We start from the raw sequence: 18478 nt of genomic DNA, 5'->3' as shown, positions 1-18478 counted from the left end.
GGAGTGGCGCAATGGGGCAGCAACCGGAAATACAAGATATATATCCTTTATCTTTTATGCAGGAGGGCATGCTTTTTCATTCTCTGTTGGATCATGACTCAAGAGCCTACTTCGAACAAGCGGTGTTTACGATCAGCGGACAGCTTGACCGGGAACGATTCCAAAAAAGTATAGATGCTGTTTTTGAACGATACGATATTTTCCGTACGACATTTATTCATAAGAATGTGGCGAAGCCCCGCCAAGTCGTGTTGAAAAACAGGCCGAGCCGCGTTCAGTTTCATGATATTTCTCATTTGGACGAGAAGGCACAAGATAAATATGCCGACCGATTCAGAAAAGAAGATAAAGATAAAGGCTTTGATTTGCAATCAGACCCTCTCATGAGAGTCTCCATTTTGAAAAAAGCGCCTGAACGCTATGTTTGTATATGGAGCCATCATCATATCGTCATGGACGGCTGGTGCTTCGGAATTGTCATGAAGGAATTTCTGATGATCTATCAATCTCTCGGAGACGGACGGCTCCCGTCTCTCGAGCCTGTTCAGCCATATGGAAAGTATATTAAATGGCTCATGAAGCAGGATCGTAAAGAAGCCGAGATTTTTTGGAAAACGAGACTTGCCGATCTTGAGCAATCGGCGTCTCTTCCGAAAAAATCTGCAGAACCAAATGGCGAACTTGAGCAGGCGGTTTTCACCATTTCTGAAGAGCAGACAAATGAGCTGAAGAACATTGCGGCAAGGGCGGGAGCAACGCTGAATACAGTGTTCCAGGCACTGTGGGGCCTGTTGCTGCAGCGTGTCAGCCGCTGTGATGACGCCGTTTTCGGTTCTGTCGTTTCCGGCCGGCCGTCGGATCTCGCAGGCGTGGAAAAAATGGTGGGCCTGTTTATTAATACGATTCCCGTGCGGGTGAAAAGCGGTTCATTTTCTTTTCTGGAGCTCGTCAGGCATTTGCAGCAGGAGACGCTGCAAGCAGAAGCGTACAGCTATTATCCGCTGTATGACATTCAGGCGCAAAGCCCTTTGAAGCAAGCGCTGTTTGACCACATTATCGTGTTTGAAAATGTGCCGGCCCAGCGTGAAATTGAAAATGTGAGTCAGGCAGGTTCATTTGATTTTGCGGTAGAAGATTTCACGATGGAGGAAGTCACAAACTACGGATGCAGCATAAAGGTGATTCCGGGAAATTCTCTTTATATCCGCTTAAACTTTGATACCGGTATATACGATCGTGTTTTTATGAAGAATATTGAAACATTTTTACGGCATATGATGAAGTCAGTCATTTCCGACCCTGAAATGAGCGCCTCCGAGATCGCATTGCTTGATGCGTGTGAAGCCAGAAATATGCTGGATGCGTTTAACCGTACAGAAACGGTTGAACCGCCGGCTCCGACGCTTCACGGGCTGTTTACCCGCCGTGCCGCGCTTTCGCCGCATCGTCCGGCGCTCCGTTTTCCGGGCGGTATGCTGACGTACGCCGAGCTTGACCAGTACACAGACAGGCTCGCCGTTCGGCTCCGACAAAAAGGCGTCCGCAAAGAAAGCATGGTCGGCGTGCTCGCTGAACGCTCGCCGGAGATGGTGGTTTCTGTGCTTGCCGTGTTAAAAGCGGGCGGCGCCTACGTGCCGCTTGACCCGGAGTATCCTGAGGACAGGCTGCGCTATATGCTCGATGACTGCGGCGCTTGTCTCCTGCTTGCACAGCCGGGGTTATCCGTTTCCGGTTTTTCCGGAGAAACGCTAGAAGTGTCTCTTTCTTCTCTGACAGGCGAGACGGAGACAGGGGCTGTCTCTGACGAAGCGGATAGCGATTCGCTCGCTTATATCATTTATACGTCCGGTTCGACGGGAACACCGAAGGGAGTGGCTGTTGAACACCGTCAGGCCGCCGCCTTTTTATCAGGGATGCAAGGGCAGTTCCCGTTGACGGAAGAGGATATTATCGTGCTGAAATCATCCTTTTCTTTCGACGCTTCCATCTGGCAATTGTTTTGGTGGACGATGTCAGGCGCCTCCGTGTATCTGCTTCCGGCCGGCTGGGAGAAAGATCCTGTGCGGATGATTGAAGCGTTTGCCTCAGAAAAGGTGACGACCGCGCATTTTATTCCGGCAATGGTCAACAGCTTTTTAGACGCGCTGGAAACGGAGCCTGAGGAAACAAGAACACGCCTCGGCAGAACACTGACACGCGTGTTTGCCGGAGGCGAAGCTCTTTCCCCGCTTACGGCTGCCCGGTTTGCAGATCTGTTGCCGGAGACGATGCTTATTCACGGCTATGGACCGACAGAAGCGACGGTTGATGCGGCGTTTTACGTCTGTGACCGAAAACGGGACAGCGGACGGACAAGGCTTCCGATCGGAAAACCCGTTCCGGGTGCCCGTCTGTATGTATTAGATAGCGGAGGAACCATCCAGCCTGCGGGCGTGGCAGGAGAGCTGTACATCGCGGGGACAGGGGTGGCCCGGGGCTATCTGAACCGGCCTGAGCTGACGGAGGAGCGTTTTCTCGATGATCCGTTTTACCCGGGAGAACGCATGTATCAGACGGGCGATATCGCACGCTGGACAGAAGACGGCCTAGTCGAATGGCTCGGACGTTCAGACGGACAGGTGAAAGTCCGCGGCTACCGGATTGAACCGGGAGAGATCGAAGCGGCGATCCGGCGCATCGACGGCATTCGTGAGGCGGCGGTCACCGCCCGGAACGAACACGGCGAAACCGCGCTTTACGCCTATATTGAAGGACGGGAAAGCGATGACGTGCGGGCGGAGCTTGCGACACGCCTTCCGGCTTACATGATGCCAGCTCAGTTCATAAAGATGACCGAATGGCCGGTCACACCGAGCGGAAAGCTTGACCGCCGCGCACTGCCGGCTCCCGACGGAGCGGCAGACAGACAGGCGTACACCGCCCCGCGGAACGTCACGGAAATGAAGCTTTGCGCCCTTTGGGAAGAGGTGCTGAAAAACGGCCCCGTCGGCATCCGGGATCACTTTTTTGAGCGGGGCGGCCATTCGTTAAAAGCGACAGCTCTCGTCTCCCGCATCGCCAAAGAGTTCGGTGTTCAGGTGCCGTTACAGGACATCTTCGCCCGGCCGACGGTGGAAGAGCTCGCTTCGGTTATTCAGGACTTGGAAGAGAGCCCGTATGAAGCGATTCAGCCTGCGCAAAAACAGGACACCTATCCGGTGTCTTCGGCGCAGAAACGGATGTATGTGCTCCAGCAGCTTGAAGACGGCGGTGTCGGCTACAATATGCCGGCTGTGCTGGAACTGACGGGCCCGCTTGACCGCGGCCGGCTGGAGGAGACGTTCCGGCAGCTTGTGGAGCGGCATGAGTCGCTCAGAACGTCCTTTGAAACGAGGCCTGACGGCGAACCGGTGCAGCGCATCCATGATAGCGTACCGTTTCAGCTGGATGAGGCCGGGTCAGCTGACGCATTCGTCCGGCCGTTTTGTCTGGAGGAAGCGCCGCTCTTCCGTGCGGCCCTCGTGAAAGAATCGGACGAACGTCATCTTTTATTAACGGATATGCATCATATTATTTCTGACGGTGTGTCCGTCAACACCTTGATTAAAGAATTCGGCGAGCTGTACGCAGGCCGTTCGCTTGCGCCAATGCGCCTTCAATATAAAGACTATGCCGTCTGGCAGCGGTCGTTTCAGGAGAAAGAAGGGTACCAGAAGCAGGAAGCCTACTGGCTGAAGCGGCTAGAAGGAGAGCTTCCGGTGCTTGAACTTCCGGCTGACAAGCCCCGTCCGGCTGTCAGAAGCTTTGCGGGCGGCAGCGTATCGTGCACGCTTGACGCTGAAACGGCATCCGGCCTTCACCGCATTGCCCGGGATCACGGCTCCACTTTGTATATGGTGCTTCTCGCCGCGTACAATACGTTACTCGCGCGATTGAGCGGGCAGGAAGACATCATCGTCGGCTCGCCGATTGCCGGGCGTCCGCATGAAGACCTTGAACCGATTCTCGGCATGTTCGTCAACACGCTGGCCATCAGAACGGAGCCGAAAGGAGACAAACGGTTCACCGATTACTTGGCAGAAGTCCGCCAGGCCGCGCTTGAAGCGTACGAGCATCAGGACTATCCGTTTGAAGAGCTGGTGGAACGGCTCGGTGTGCAGCGGGACACGAGCCGCAATCCGCTGTTTGACGTTATGTTTGTGCTCCAAAATATGGAGCGTGAATCCCTGGTGTTAAATAAGCTGCATTTGGCTCAAGCTGCGGATACAAGTCATAAAACCGCAAAGTTTGATGCCACGCTTTACGCGTCAGAAGGGTCTGACGGTTCCATCAGCTTTGATTTTGAATTCAATACAGATATCTATCAAAAACAGACAATTGAAAAATGGCTTTGTTATTTTACACGTATTCTTACAAAAGTAATTGAAAACCAAGCGATACCGCTTGGTGACATTCACGTACTGGATAATGCTGAAACAAATCGCGTCATTTATCAGTTTAATCAGACGAAAAGCGATTACCCAAGACACGAAACCATCAGCCGTTTATTTGAGCGGCAGGCAAAAGAAACCCCCGATGCCCGGGCAGTTGTATATGATGGACAAATCTTGACATACCGTGAGCTGAACGAACGGGCTAACAGAATAGCGGCGGCTCTCCGATCAAATGGCGTCGGTCCGGAAAGCGTTGTCGCCTTATTAACCGGCCGCACAACAGAGCTTGCCTCCGGAATCCTCGGAATATTAAAAGCGGGAGGCGCCTACTTGCCTATTGGTGACGATGTGCCGCGGGAACGGGCTGAATGGATGCTTAAAGACTGTAAAGCTGATATTCTTCTCCAATCTGATAAACTTGACGGTCTGCCGCTTTCAGGAAAACGTTTATTCATAGAGGATATTCAAACAAAGGCCGGCTTGAGTTCAGAAAATCCCGAACCGCTCGGCGGACCTGAATCGTTGGCCTACATGATTTATACGTCCGGATCAACAGGTGCGCCAAAAGGCGTCATGATTGAACAGCGAAGCGTGATCCGCCTTGTGAAAAACAGCAATTATATTGATTTTACGCCGGAAGACAGACTATTGTTTACTTCATCATTAGGATTTGACGTTACGACATTTGAAATATTCGGTCCGCTTTTAAACGGCGCTTCTTTATATGTAAGTGACCAGGAAACCTATCTCGACTCGGATGTTCTGGAAACATTTATACAGCAAAACGGCATTACGACACTGTGGCTGACATCGTCTCTGTTCAACCATTTATCAGAACAAAATGAACACGTGTTTTCCGGATTATCCCGATTGATTATCGGCGGGGAAGCACTGTCCCCAAGCCATGTAAACCGGGTTCGGAGTGCGCTGCCGCAACTCTCAGTATGGAATGGATACGGACCGACTGAAAACACGACGTTCTCGACTTGCTTTTTGATTGAACAATCATACGATCATTCAATCCCGATCGGCCGCCCTGTCGGAAATTCAACCGCATATATCATAAACAGCAGGGGAACACCGCAGCCGATCGGCGTCATCGGCGAATTATGCACGGGCGGAGACGGTGTGGCAAGAGGATATTTCGGCCGCCCTGAACTGACGGAAGAAAAATTTGTCCCTAATCCTTTTGTTCCCGGAGAACGGATGTACCGCACCGGAGATTTAGCCCGCTGGCTGCCGGACGGAACGATCGAATATGCCGGGCGGATGGATGATCAAGTGAAAATCCGCGGTTATCGGGTGGAGCTGGGAGAGATTGAAGCCGCACTGAGGAGCCTGGACGGCGTGAAAGAAGCCGCCGTGTCAGTCAGAACCGGGCAGTCCGGCAATAAAGAACTGATCGCATATATGAGTCTGCAGGCGGACATGGATACAGAAAAAGTGCGTTCTTCACTTTCTCAGCAACTGCCGAATTACATGGTTCCGGCCTATATGATGGAACTTGAGAAGCTGCCGCTTACGCCGAACGGTAAATTGGATCGGAAAAATCTGCCCGAACCGGAGCTCGCGCTTCAAACCGCGTACACAGCTCCCCGCAATGAGCTCGAAGAACAGCTTTCCGTGATCTGGCAGGAAGTGCTCGGCGCAAAACAAGTCGGGATTGAGGACTCATTTTTTGAATTGGGCGGCGACTCAATCAAAGCGCTGCAAGTTTCCGCACGGCTCGGACGCTATGGGTGGAAAATGACGGCGAGTGACTTATTCCGGCATCCGTCCATTAAGGAGCTCGCGCCACTTATCCGGAAAGCGGAAAGAGTCATCGATCAGCGGCCGGTGGAAGGAAACATTCCTTGGACACCCGTTCAGCAGTGGTTTTTATCACAGCGGATGGAAAACAGAAATCATTTCAATCAGTCCGTCATGATGTTCAGCTCTGACGCATTGCATAAACAGCCGCTCAAAGAAGCCTTGCAGCATCTTGTCATTCATCATGATGCACTCCGGATCACCGTCAGTACAGAAAACGAAAGTTTCAGACAAATCAATCACGGTATTCAAAAAGATGAACTGTACAGCTTGGACATTTGGGATCTGTCTGAGACAGATACTTGGGAAAAAGAAATAGAAAGTGAAGTCGCTGCGCTCCAACAGCGGATGGATATTGAAAAAGGCCCGTTATTAAAAGCCGGCTGGTTCAAAACCCGGTCCGGGGATTATTTATTCATCACCGTACATCACCTGGCGGTTGACGGAGTGTCATGGCGTATTTTGCTGGAGGATTTATCTGCCGCTTACACTCAAGCCGTAAAAGGTCAGCCGGTCCAGCTTCCGCCAAAGACCGATTCGTTTAAGCAATACGCTGAAAGGCTTTCAGAATACGCAAAAAGCAGCAAGCTGATGCGTGAAGAAGAATATTGGCGTTTTATTGAAGAAGAAACAGCTGCCGAACTTCCTTATGAAAAACCGCAGCATCAGACGGGAGCCGACAGCATTCGGCAAACGGTAAGCTTTACGCTTACAGAAGAAGAAACGTCCGTTTTGCTTCAGCAGGTCAACCGGGCCTACCATACCGATACGCAAGATATTCTTCTGACTGCCGCAGCTTTGGCTTTACGGGACTGGACAGGGGGCGGCAGACTGCGCATCGCGATGGAAGGGCACGGGAGAGAGCACATCATGCCGGAGCTCGACATCAGCCGCACCGTAGGCTGGTTTACCTCCATGTATCCGGTGCTCATTGACTTGAACACAGCAGGCGCTGAGCTTGGAACGGCGGTAAAAACGGTCAAAGACACACTCGGAAGAATACCGGATAAAGGAATAGGCTACGGCATTTTAAAATACATGACACCGCCTGAACAAAAAACAATCCGCTTCAGACAAGCGCCTGAAATCAGCTTTAACTATTTAGGGCAATTCAATGATACAGAAGATCAGCACACGTTCAGTCTGTCCGGTCTTGCAAGCGGGCACGACATCACGCCGACATGGCAGCGGGAACAAGCGGTGGAAATGAGCGCGATGGCCGCACAAAACAAACTTCACTTCAGTTTGAGCTATCCGCCGAGCCGCTTCCGCAAAGAAACGATGGAACAGCTGCTGCAAACTTTACAGCAATATTTGCGTGATATTATGGCGCACTGCACAGGCAAAGAGGAAGCAGAAAAAACCGTTAGTGATTTTAGCAGCAAAACGTTAACATCTGATGATTTGGACAGCATAGCGAGTTTTGTCGAGGAACTGTAGAAAAAGGCGACGGGGAGATTATAACATGACAAAAAAGAATGCAATTCAGGATATTTATCCGCTGTCTTATATGCAGGAAGGAATGCTTTTTCATTCCCTCCTGCAAAAGGAATCACAGGCTTACGCCGAGCAGGCCTCCTTTTCAATAACGGGGAAGGTTGACACCCGCGTGTTTGAAGAGAGCGTTCATGCCCTTTTCGAAAGACATGATATTTTCAGAACGATCTTTATCAGCCAGAACGTGTCAGTGCCGCAGCAGGTCGTATTAAAAGAGCGGAACGTCAGCATCATTGAGGAAAATCTCACCAATTTAAACAAGGCTGATCAAATCAAGCATATTGAAGAAGCCAAACGAAGAGACCGTAAGAAAGGATTTCATCTGCAAAAAGACATGCTGATGCGGGTGACGCTGCTTCAAACCGGTGAATGTGAATATACGTGCATATGGAGTTTCCATCACATCATTATGGATGGCTGGTGTCTCGGAATCGTGCTGAAAGAGTTCTTCCAGATATACGCCTCGCGGCTCCGCCGGACACCGTTAACGCTTGAGCCCGCTGTGCCGTACGGGACCTACATCAAGTGGCTGATGGAGCAAGATAAAGAAAAAGCCGCTTCGTACTGGGAGCGGTACCTTGAAGGCTTTGAGCAGCAGACTGTTCTGCCGAAGCAGAAAAAAGCCGGCGAAAGCAGACAAGAGGAAGTGACGTTTTCCTTTTCAAAAGAGGACACGGCTAAGCTGAAAGAGCTGGCCGTAAAAGAAGAGGTCACGCTGAGCACCATTTTCCACACGCTCTGGGGCATTTTGCTTCAGGCGTATAACCAGACAGAAGATGCGGTTTTTGGTTCTGTCATTTCCGGAAGGCCGTCTGAAATCGAAGGCATCGAGCGAATGATCGGCCTGTTTATTAATACCGTGCCTGTCCGGATCAGCGGGGCAAATATCCCGTTTCAAAAGCTGATCAAAAACGTGCAAAAGGACGCTTTGAAAGGACAGGCTTACAGCTATCACCCACTTTATGACATACAGGCGAATTCACAGGTAAAACAAGGCTTAATTGATCATATTCTTGTCTTTGAGAATTATCCGGTTGAACAGGAGCTTGATGTGCTGAACAGCAAGGGGGATACGAAAGACCTTTTTCACATCCATGATTTCAGCATGGAAGACGAAACCAATTACAGTTTTTATCTTATGGTGGCGCCGGGTGACGAGATTCACTTGAAAATGAGATACGATTCAAGTGTGTATGACCGCCAATTCATCGAAAATATCAAAGGCCATTTGGCACACATCGTCTCCCAGGTTCTCGACAAACCGGACATCACGCCGGACAAGCTTGAAATCATAACCCCAGAGGAAAAAGCGCAGCTGCTCGCACCGATTTCTGAAGAGACCGAAAAGCCTGAATATGACACGGTTCATGCGATGTTTGAACGGCAGACCGCAAAAACGCCGGATCAAATCGCGATTCGGTATGAAGGCGAGTCAGTAACGTACAAAGAGCTGAACGAATCGGCTAATAAGCTGGCCCGCCTGCTGCAAAAGCGCGGATTAAAGCGGGAGGAACCGGTAGGCGTCATGCTCGGCCGTTCCCCTTCTTTAGCGGCGGCTGTTCTCGGTATTTTAAAAGCGGGCGGCGCCTTTGTCCCGATAGATCCGGGCAGTCCAAAGGAGCGTATTCGATATGTCATTGAAAACAGCGGCTGCGTCCATGTTGTAACAGAGCGGCATCAGTCAGTGCCCGCGGAACAAACGCTGCAAGTTACATACATAGAAGAGGCCGGGACGGAAGCGGACGGAAGCAATGTGCAATCCATTAATACGGCGGACGACCTTCTTTATATGATTTATACATCCGGTACGACAGGAAAACCGAAGGGCGTGCTGCTCGAACATAAAAATATGGCCAACCTGCTTTCTGACCAATTGACGAACACAGACATTGATTTTTGCACAAATGTGCTGCAGTACGCATCTGTGGCGTTTGACGTCTGCTATCAGGAGTTATTTTCAGTACTCTTGAGCGGCGGCACCCTTTGTATCGTGCCGGAATCAATCAAACGGGATGTTTCTCAGCTGTTTTCTTTTATTGATCAGCACAACACGGAAGTTGTGTTTTTCCCGACTGCGTTTGTCAAGATGCTTTTCAATGAAGAAGGTTATGCACAGTCTTTTCCCCGCTGTGTGAAGCATGTCATTACGGCCGGGGAGCAGCTGACCGTTTCGCGTTTGTTCAGGCAGACGCTCCGTTTACACGGTATGCACCTGCATAATCATTACGGCCCGTCAGAAACTCATGTGGTTTCAACGTATACGATTTCTGCGGGAGATGACATACCTGAACATCCGCCGATCGGGAAACCGATCCATCATAACAAGATGTATATTTTCAGCAAAAATAGGCAGCTTCAGCCTCTCGGAATTGCGGGAGAATTGTATATTTCCGGGGCGAATACAGGAAGAGGCTATGTGAACAATCCGGCGCTGACCGAAGAGAAATTTTTGCCGGATCCGTTCAGAACGGACGCCGTCATGTACCGGACCGGAGATTTGGCAAGACTGCGTGCGGACGGCCAAATTGAATACATCGGCCGGACAGATGATCAAGTGAAGATCAGAGGGTACCGGATTGAACCGAAGGAAATTGAAACCGTCCTGGCAAATCATCATGCCGTGAAAGAAGCTGCTGTTCTGATTCAAACGAATGAGTCGGGCGAAAATGAATTATGCGCCTACTGCAGCGTCTCACAAGCGACTGATCCTTCTCAGCTGCGAAGTGATTTGGCGAAAGAGCTGCCTGATTATATGATTCCGGTCAAATGGGCTTTTGTTGACTCAATTCCGCTCACTGCGAACGGAAAAGTCGATCAGCGGGCCCTTCCGGAAGCTTCGGCATACGCAGCGGGCCGTCAATATACAGCTCCCCGGAATGTGACCGAGCTGAAGCTTACCCGCATATGGGAAGAAGTGCTTCAAACCGGACCGATCGGCGTTCACGATCACTTTTTCGAGCTTGGCGGCCATTCATTAAAGGCGACGGCACTCGTTGCAAAAATAGCTAAAGAGTGCAGTGTGCAAATCCCGCTGAGTGATGTCTTCAGCCATCCGACTGTAGAAGAACTCGCCAAAATCATCAGTGAAGCAGAAGAGAACCCGTTCGCATCCATAGAAAAGACAGAAATGAAAGAAACATATCCTGTCTCATCCGCCCAAAAACGGATGTACGTCCTTCACCAGCTTGAAAATGGCGGTGTCAGTTATAACATTCCAGCCGTTTTAGAGGTGAAGGGCCCGTTTGACCGAGATAGGATGGAAGCCGTGTTCAAGGAACTGATCCGGCGGCATGAACCGCTCAGAACGTCCTTTGAAGAACAAAACGGCCTGCCTGTGCAGAGGATTCATGACGACGTGCCGTTTGCATTTACAAAAGAACAATCAGCCGAAGCGTTTATCCGGCCGTTCGATCTCGGCAAAGCGCCCCTTTTCCGGGCAGGATTTGTCCAAATAGAAAAAGACCGGCATCTGCTTTTAGCTGACATGCATCATATTATTTCAGACGGCGTATCCGTCAATCTTTTGATACGTGAATTCAGTGAGCTGTATGCTGAGAGAAGTCTGCCGCCGTTACGGATTCAATACAAAGATTATGCCGTCTGGCAGCAATCATTTATGGCGGGCGCCGCATATCGGAAACAAGAGGAGTACTGGCTGAATCGGCTTGCCGGTGAGATTCCCGTGCTTGAATTGCCGGCTGATAAGCCGCGTCCCCCGGTGCGGAGCTTTTCCGGTGACCGGGTGTCATTTGTCATCAATGAAAAACATACAGCACAGTTGAAAAAGCTGGCGAAAGAAAACAAATGCACACTGTATATGACGCTGCTCGGTGTGTACACGGTTCTGTTAGCCCGTTTAAGCGGACAGGAAGATATGATTGTCGGGTCTCCGATTGCAGGAAGGCCTCATGCCGACCTTGACGCCGTTCTGGGCATGTTTGTCAATACGCTTACTTTCAGGACGCGTCCCGACGGAAGCATGACATTCAAAGAATATTTAAAGGAAATTCGCCAAACAGCGCTTGAGGCTTACGAACATCAGGATTACCCGTTAGAAGAGCTCGTCGATAAGCTCGGTGTGCCGCGGGACATGTCCCGAAATCCGCTGTTTGACACAACATTTGCGCTGCAAAATATGGAACAGCAGAAGCTTAGGGCAGCTGGACTTGAACTGCAGCCGGCAGACGTCAGCCTGCCGATTTCTAAATTTGACTTATCACTGTACATCTCTGAAAACGCCGGTGAATTATACTGCCAGTTTGAATACAGCACCGATTTGTTTAAGAGAAAAACGATTCAAAAATGGGCGGGATTTTTTACGACACTTGTCGAAAACGCCGCGGCTGATCCGGGCTTGGAATTAGACGATATTTCTGTTTTGACAGAAAAAGAAGAAGTGTCTTTGCTTCAAGATTTCAGCCCCTTGCAGAAAACAGCGTTTCCGCTTCATCAGTCTCTTCATGATCTGCTGGAACATCAGGCTGAAAAAACGCCGGACCGTCCGGCAATTTTAACTGATGACATTTCGATTACGTATCAGGAACTGAACGAAAGGGCAAACGAGCTTGCGCATCAGCTGATCAAGCGCGGGATAAGGCTGGAGGATAAAACCGCCATTATGGGCCGGCGTTCTCCTGACATGCTGATCGGCATTTACGCTGTCTTAAAAGCAGGCGGTGCATATCTGCCGATTGATCCGGATTACCCGGAAGAGCGGATTCGCTTTTTACTGAAAGACAGCGGCGTGAAATTCTTACTGGCAGAACCAGAACTTTCCGCACCAGATCTTTTTGAGGGAGAAACGATCTCTCTGAAAAGCGGACAAACAGGAAACCCTGAAGCTGCGGCCAACCCTAACGTTCCGGTAAAACCTGATTCATTGGCTTATATCATCTATACATCCGGTTCTACGGGACGCCCAAAAGGCGTGCAGGTTGAACATCGGTCAGCCGTAAACTTTTTATACTCACTGCAAACGCGTTATGGATTAAGTGATTCTGACATCATTTTGCATAAAACATCATACTCTTTCGACGCTTCGATTTGGGAGCTGTTTTGGTGGCCGATCGCGGGAGCTTCTGTTTTCCTCCTTCCGCAAGGCGGCGAGAAAGACCCTGAAATGATACTGAACGCATTGGAGAATAACCGCATAACGGCGGCTCATTTTGTGCCATCCATGCTTCATGCTTTCTTGGAATATATAAATTCCAGAAAACAGCCGATCAAAAAAACCTGCTTAAAAAGGGTTTTTGCCGGCGGCGAACAATTGGGCCCGCACCTGGTTTCCCGTTTTTATGACCTTCTGCCGGGAACGGAATTGACAAATTCCTACGGTCCGACGGAAGCGACAGTAGAAGCGGCGTACTTTGATTTGCCGCAAGGAAAAGAATTTCACAATGTTCCGATCGGCATTTCCGGGCATAACATGCGGCTGTATATTTTAAATCAAAAGATACGGCTTCTGCCGCCGGGCTGTATCGGAGAGCTGTACATCGCGGGGACAGGGGTGGCCCGGGGCTATCTGAACCGGCCTGAGCTGACGGAGGAGCGTTTTCTCGATGATCCGTTTTATCCGGGAGAGCGCATGTATCAGACGGGCGATATCGCACGCTGGACAGAAGAGGGCCTAGTCGAATGGCTCGGACGTTCAGACGGACAGGTGAAAGTCCGCGGCTACCGGATTGAACCGGGAGAGATCGAAGCGGCGATCCGGCGCATCGACGGCATTCGTGAGGCGGCGGTCACCGCCCGGACCGAACACGGCGAAACCGCGCTTTACGCCTATATCGAAGGACGGGAAAGCGATGACGTGCGGGCGGAGCTTGCGACACGCCTTCCGGCCTACATGATGCCGGCTCAGTTCATAAAGATGAGCGAATGGCCGGTCACGCCGAGCGGAAAACTTGACCGCCGCGCACTGCCGGCTCCCGGCGGAGCGGCAGACAGACGGGCGTACACCGCCCCGCGGAACGTCACGGAAATGAAGCTTTGCGCCCTTTGGGAAGAGGTGCTGAAAAACGGCCCCGTCGGCATCCGGGATCACTTTTTTGAGCGGGGCGGCCATTCGTTAAAAGCGACGGCTCTCGTCTCCCGCATCGCCAAAGAGTTCGGTGTTCAGGTGCCGTTACAGGACATCTTCGCCCGGCCGACGGTGGAAGAGCTCGCTTCGGTTATTCAGGACTTGGAAGAGAGCCCGTATGAAGCGATTCAGCCTGCGCAAACACAGGACACCTACCCGGTGTCTTCGGCGCAGAAACGGATGTATGTGCTCCAGCAGCTTGAAGACGGCGGTGTCGGCTACAATATGCCGGCTGTGCTGGAACTGACGGGCCCGCTTGACCGCGGCCGGCTGGAGGAGACGTTCCGGCAGCTTGTTAAGCGGCATGAGTCGCTCAGAACGTCCTTTGAAACGGGGCCTGACGGCGAACCGGTGCAGCGCATCCATGACAGCGTGCCGTTTCAGCTGGATGAGGCCGAGTCAGCTGACGCATTCGTCCGGCCGTTTTGTCTGGAAGAAGCGCCGCTCTTCCGTGCGGCCCTCGTGAAAGAATCGGACGAACGTCATCTTTTATTAACGGATATGCATCATATTATTTCTGACGGTGTGTCCGTCAACACCTTGATAAAAGAATTCGGCGAGCTGTACGCAGGCCGTTCGCTTGCGCCGATGCGCCTTCAATATAAAGACTATGCCGTCTGGCAGCGGTCGTTTCAGGAGAAAGAAGGGTACCAGAAGCAGGAAGCGTATTGGCTGAAGCGGCTTGAAGGAGAGCTTCCGGTGCTTGAGCTTCCGGCTGACAAGCCCCGTCCGGCGGTCAGAAGCTTTGCGGGCGGCAGCGTATCGTGCACGCTTGACGCTGAAACGGCATCCGGCCTTCACCGCATCGCCCGGGATCACGGCTCCACTTTGTATATGGTGCTTCTCGCCGCGTACAATACGTTACTCGCGCGATTGAGCGGGCAGGAAGACATCATCGTCGGCTCGCCGATTGCCGGGCGTCCGCACAAAGACCTAGAACCGATTCTCGGCATGTTCGTCAACACGCTGGCCATCAGAACGGAGCCGAAAGGAGACAAACGGTTCACCGATTACTTGGCAGAAGTCCGCCAGGCGGCGCTTGAGGCATATGAGCATCAGGACTATCCGTTTGAAGAGCTTGTGGAACGGCTCGGTGTGCAGCGGGACACAAGCCGCAATCCGCTGTTTGACGCCATGCTTGTCGTCCAGAATATAGAGCATGAGGAACTGCTGTTGGACGGTTTGCATATTCAGCCTGCGGACGTGTCCCGTCCGGTTTCCAAATTTGATGTCACTCTGCAGGCTTCTGAAGGCAAAGGACAGATTCATTTTCTGTTTGAATATGCGGCGTCTTTATTCCGGAGAGAAACAATGCAGCGCTGGGCTTCCCACTTTATGACGATGCTTGAACACATTGTCCGTGAACCGGAAACTTCTTTACAAGCGATCAGCATGCTGACTGCTCCGGAACGGAACCGGATTCTTTCAGACTTTAACGGCATGACGGATCAACAGTTGCCTGAAAAAACAGTTCATGAACTGTTCATCACCCAGGCGCGAAAAACACCTGATGCCGCGGCCCTTATCAGCGGGGAAACATTGATCACATACAAAGAATTAGATGACTGGTCGAATAAAATCGCCAGAGCCCTGCAAAAACGGCAGATCGGACCTGATGCAGCCGTCGGCATTGTGATACCAAGATCGCCGGAACAAGTAGCGGCAGTCTTCGGGGTTTGGAAAGCCGGAGGAGCCTACGTCCCGATAGATCCTGAATATCCGGAGGAACGCAAGCAATATATCATCTCGGACAGCGGCACAGCGCTTCTCCTTACCGCACACGGTGCGATAGAACAAGTGCCTGATCGTTTTAACGGTGAAGTGCTCGCACTGGAGGATATCCAAGAACAGGATGCTTCGCCGGTCCAGTCATTATCAGCACCGGAAGATTTGGCTTACATCATTTATACATCGGGAACGACAGGCAGGCCGAAAGGGGTTATGGTCGAACATCGATCCGTCAGCCAAACCCTTCAATGGCGGAGCGGATTTTATGATCTGAATGAGAAAGATACGATTCTTCAGCTCTTTTCATTTTCCTTTGACGGGTTTGTAACAAGCATGTTCACACCGCTGATTTCCGGTGCGAAAGCGGCCGTTTTAGCCGAAGATGAAGCAAGAGATATTCTTGCTATTAAACACTATCTTGCATCTTACCGCATCACTCACATGATCATTGTTCCCGTACTGTACCGTACACTGCTTGACGTACTGGAGCCGGGGGATGCAGAGTCTCTCAGAATTGTCACATTAGCGGGAGAAGCTGTCGACCAAAACATTATCAGCCGCAGTTTATCAGTTTGTCCACACACGGAGCTTGCCAATGAGTACGGCCCGACGGAAAACAGCGTCGCCACTACAGCGGCAAGACATATAGAACAAAGTGAGAACATTACGATCGGCCGTCCGATTGAGCATTCACACGTTTATATTTTAAACGGAGATCATCCGCAGCCGATCGGTGTAACGGGAGAACTTTGCATCTCGGGTTCCGGTCTTGCAAGAGGGTACCGCAATCTTCCTCAGCAAACGGCTCAAGCCTTTGTCCAAGACCCGTTCCGGAAGAACCGGCGCATGTACCGCACGGGTGATCTGGCAAAATGGCTGCCGGACGGCACGCTGCAATATATCGGCCGAATGGACGAGCAAGTCAAAATCAGAGGCTACCGGGTGGAACTGAAAGAAATTGAATCCGCCTTAACAGGCATAAAAGGTGTCAAAGAAGCAGCCGTCACCGCTCATACCGCATCAGCAGGCCAAACGGAACTATGCGCTTATATCGTGACAGAAGAAGGAACAGAAAGTGAAACCGTGCAGCAGGCGCTCAGAAATGAAATGCCCGCTTATATGGTGCCGGCGTTCTTTGAAACACTTGAAGCACTGCCTGTCACACCGAACGGGAAGCTTGACCGCCGCGCGCTTCCTGAGCCGCGGAAAAAAGCGCACACCGGACAGGCATTTACCGAGCCTGAAAGCGACATGGAAAAAGAGCTGTCCGCGATTTGGAGCGAAGTGCTCGGAACTGAAAACATTGCCGCGGATCAATCATTTTTTGAACTGGGCGGCGATTCCATCAAAGCCCTGCAAGTATCAGCCCGATTACATCAGGCAGGAAAACAGATCGCCGTAAAAGATATTTTCAGCCGGCCGACAATTAGGGAGCTGGCGCCTTATGTCCGTACAGAGCGGCAGCCGGTCAGCCAAGCTCCTGCAGAAGGAGAAGTGAAGTGGTCGCCGATTCACAAATGGTTCTTCACACAAGACATGAAGGAAGCAAATCATTTTAACCAGTCCGTCATGCTGACGAGAGCAAATTCAATAGATGAAGAGGCTCTGAGGAAAACGTTAAAAGCCATTACCGTACATCATGATGCCTTGCGCCTTGTCTGCATAAAAGACGAAGAGAAAGGTCTTCTCCTCTTCAACAGACCGGCTGACCTCGCAGATGAACAGCTTTACAGCCTGACCATATTAGAAATGGAAGGCGATGAGCATGAGAAGGAACGTTTTGTAAAACGCCGCGTCGCAGAGCTTCAGAGAAACATGGATTTAGAGAACGGGCCGCTGGTACAGGCGGGGCTGTTCCGCTCTGAAGCAGAAGATTACTTGTTTCTGACGGTCCATCATCTCGCTGTCGACGGGATATCATGGCGGATTTTATTGGAAGACTTGGCTTCTGCTTATGAACAGGCCATCTCTGGACAGGAAATCAAACTCCCTCCGAAAACCATGTCATTCAAAACATATACGGAGCAGCTGGCCGATTATGCGGAAAGTAAACAGCTTCTTCAGCAGGCGGAGTATTGGCGGGAGATTGAACACTATGAAACAGAAAGTCTTCCTTACGAACAGGCAGATTTATCTCAAACTCCTGCAAAAAAACGGAACACGGTATCCTTCACTCTGACAGAAAGTGAAACGGACGCCCTGTTGAAAGATGTACACAGCGCCTACAATACGGATACGCAAGATGTGCTTTTGGCTTCCGCCGTGCTTGCCATTCAAAAGTGGTCGCCGCGGCACGCTTTGAAAATCGCCCTTGAAGGACACGGACGCCAATCGGAGCAGGCAGGTGCGGACATCAGCAGGACAGTGGGGTGGTTCACTTCCATTTACCCGGTGCTTTTCCGGAGCGGAGTTTATGAACCTCTTGAAGAATATGAAATTCGCACATTGAAAACCGTCAAAGACACATTGCGGCGCATTCCGGATAAAGGGAACGGATACGGCGTCCTCAAATATTTAACACCGCCGAAGCTTGCCGGGATGACTTTCGGGAAAGCACCGGAGATCAGCTTTAATTATCTCGGACAATTCGATGCGCCCGGCGGGAACCCGGCAGAAACGGAACAGCCTGACGCGTTTCAGTTTTCTCCTTTGGGAGGCGGAGATGATGTGACAGATACATGGAAACGGGAGCAGTCACTTGAAATCAGCGCGATTGCGGCAAAAGGCCGGATGACCGTCAGCATTTCCTATGAAACGGAGCGCTTCCGGCAAGATACGATCGAACGGCTGTCCGAAAGCTGCCGGTATTATCTCCTGAAACTGTCGGAACACTGCCTCAGCAAAACCGATACGGAGAAGACCGTCAGTGACTTTGATGATCGGGAGCTGACTGAGGAAGCATTGCAGGATATTGCCGACTTACTCAGCTTCCACTAAACCGAGCGGGAGGAAC

The 18478-nt window shown here is 51.2% G+C and carries 2 protein-coding genes; both read left to right on the top strand.

What is annotated here, in order from left to right; all coding sequences use genetic code 11:
* Window positions 1-11 precede the first annotated feature (11 nt).
* Window positions 12-7661, top strand: coding sequence for a non-ribosomal peptide synthetase (locus tag NSQ37_RS16135; protein ID WP_099566786.1), 7650 nt, complete (start codon window positions 12-14; stop codon window positions 7659-7661).
* A 25-nt stretch (window positions 7662-7686) separates the two neighbouring features.
* A complete protein-coding gene (locus NSQ37_RS16130) occupies window positions 7687-18462 on the top strand; it encodes a non-ribosomal peptide synthetase (RefSeq protein ID WP_327941847.1) in 10776 nt (3591 codons plus the stop codon).
* The last annotated feature ends 16 nt before the right edge of the window (window positions 18463-18478 follow it).

The organism is Bacillus sp. FSL P4-0334 (assembly GCF_038004825.1).
In the GTDB taxonomy this organism is placed as follows: Bacteria; Bacillota; Bacilli; order Bacillales; family Bacillaceae; genus Bacillus; species Bacillus velezensis.
The sequence above is the reverse complement of the archived record's forward strand: the minus strand, read 5'-3'. Positions and strand labels throughout refer to the sequence as shown.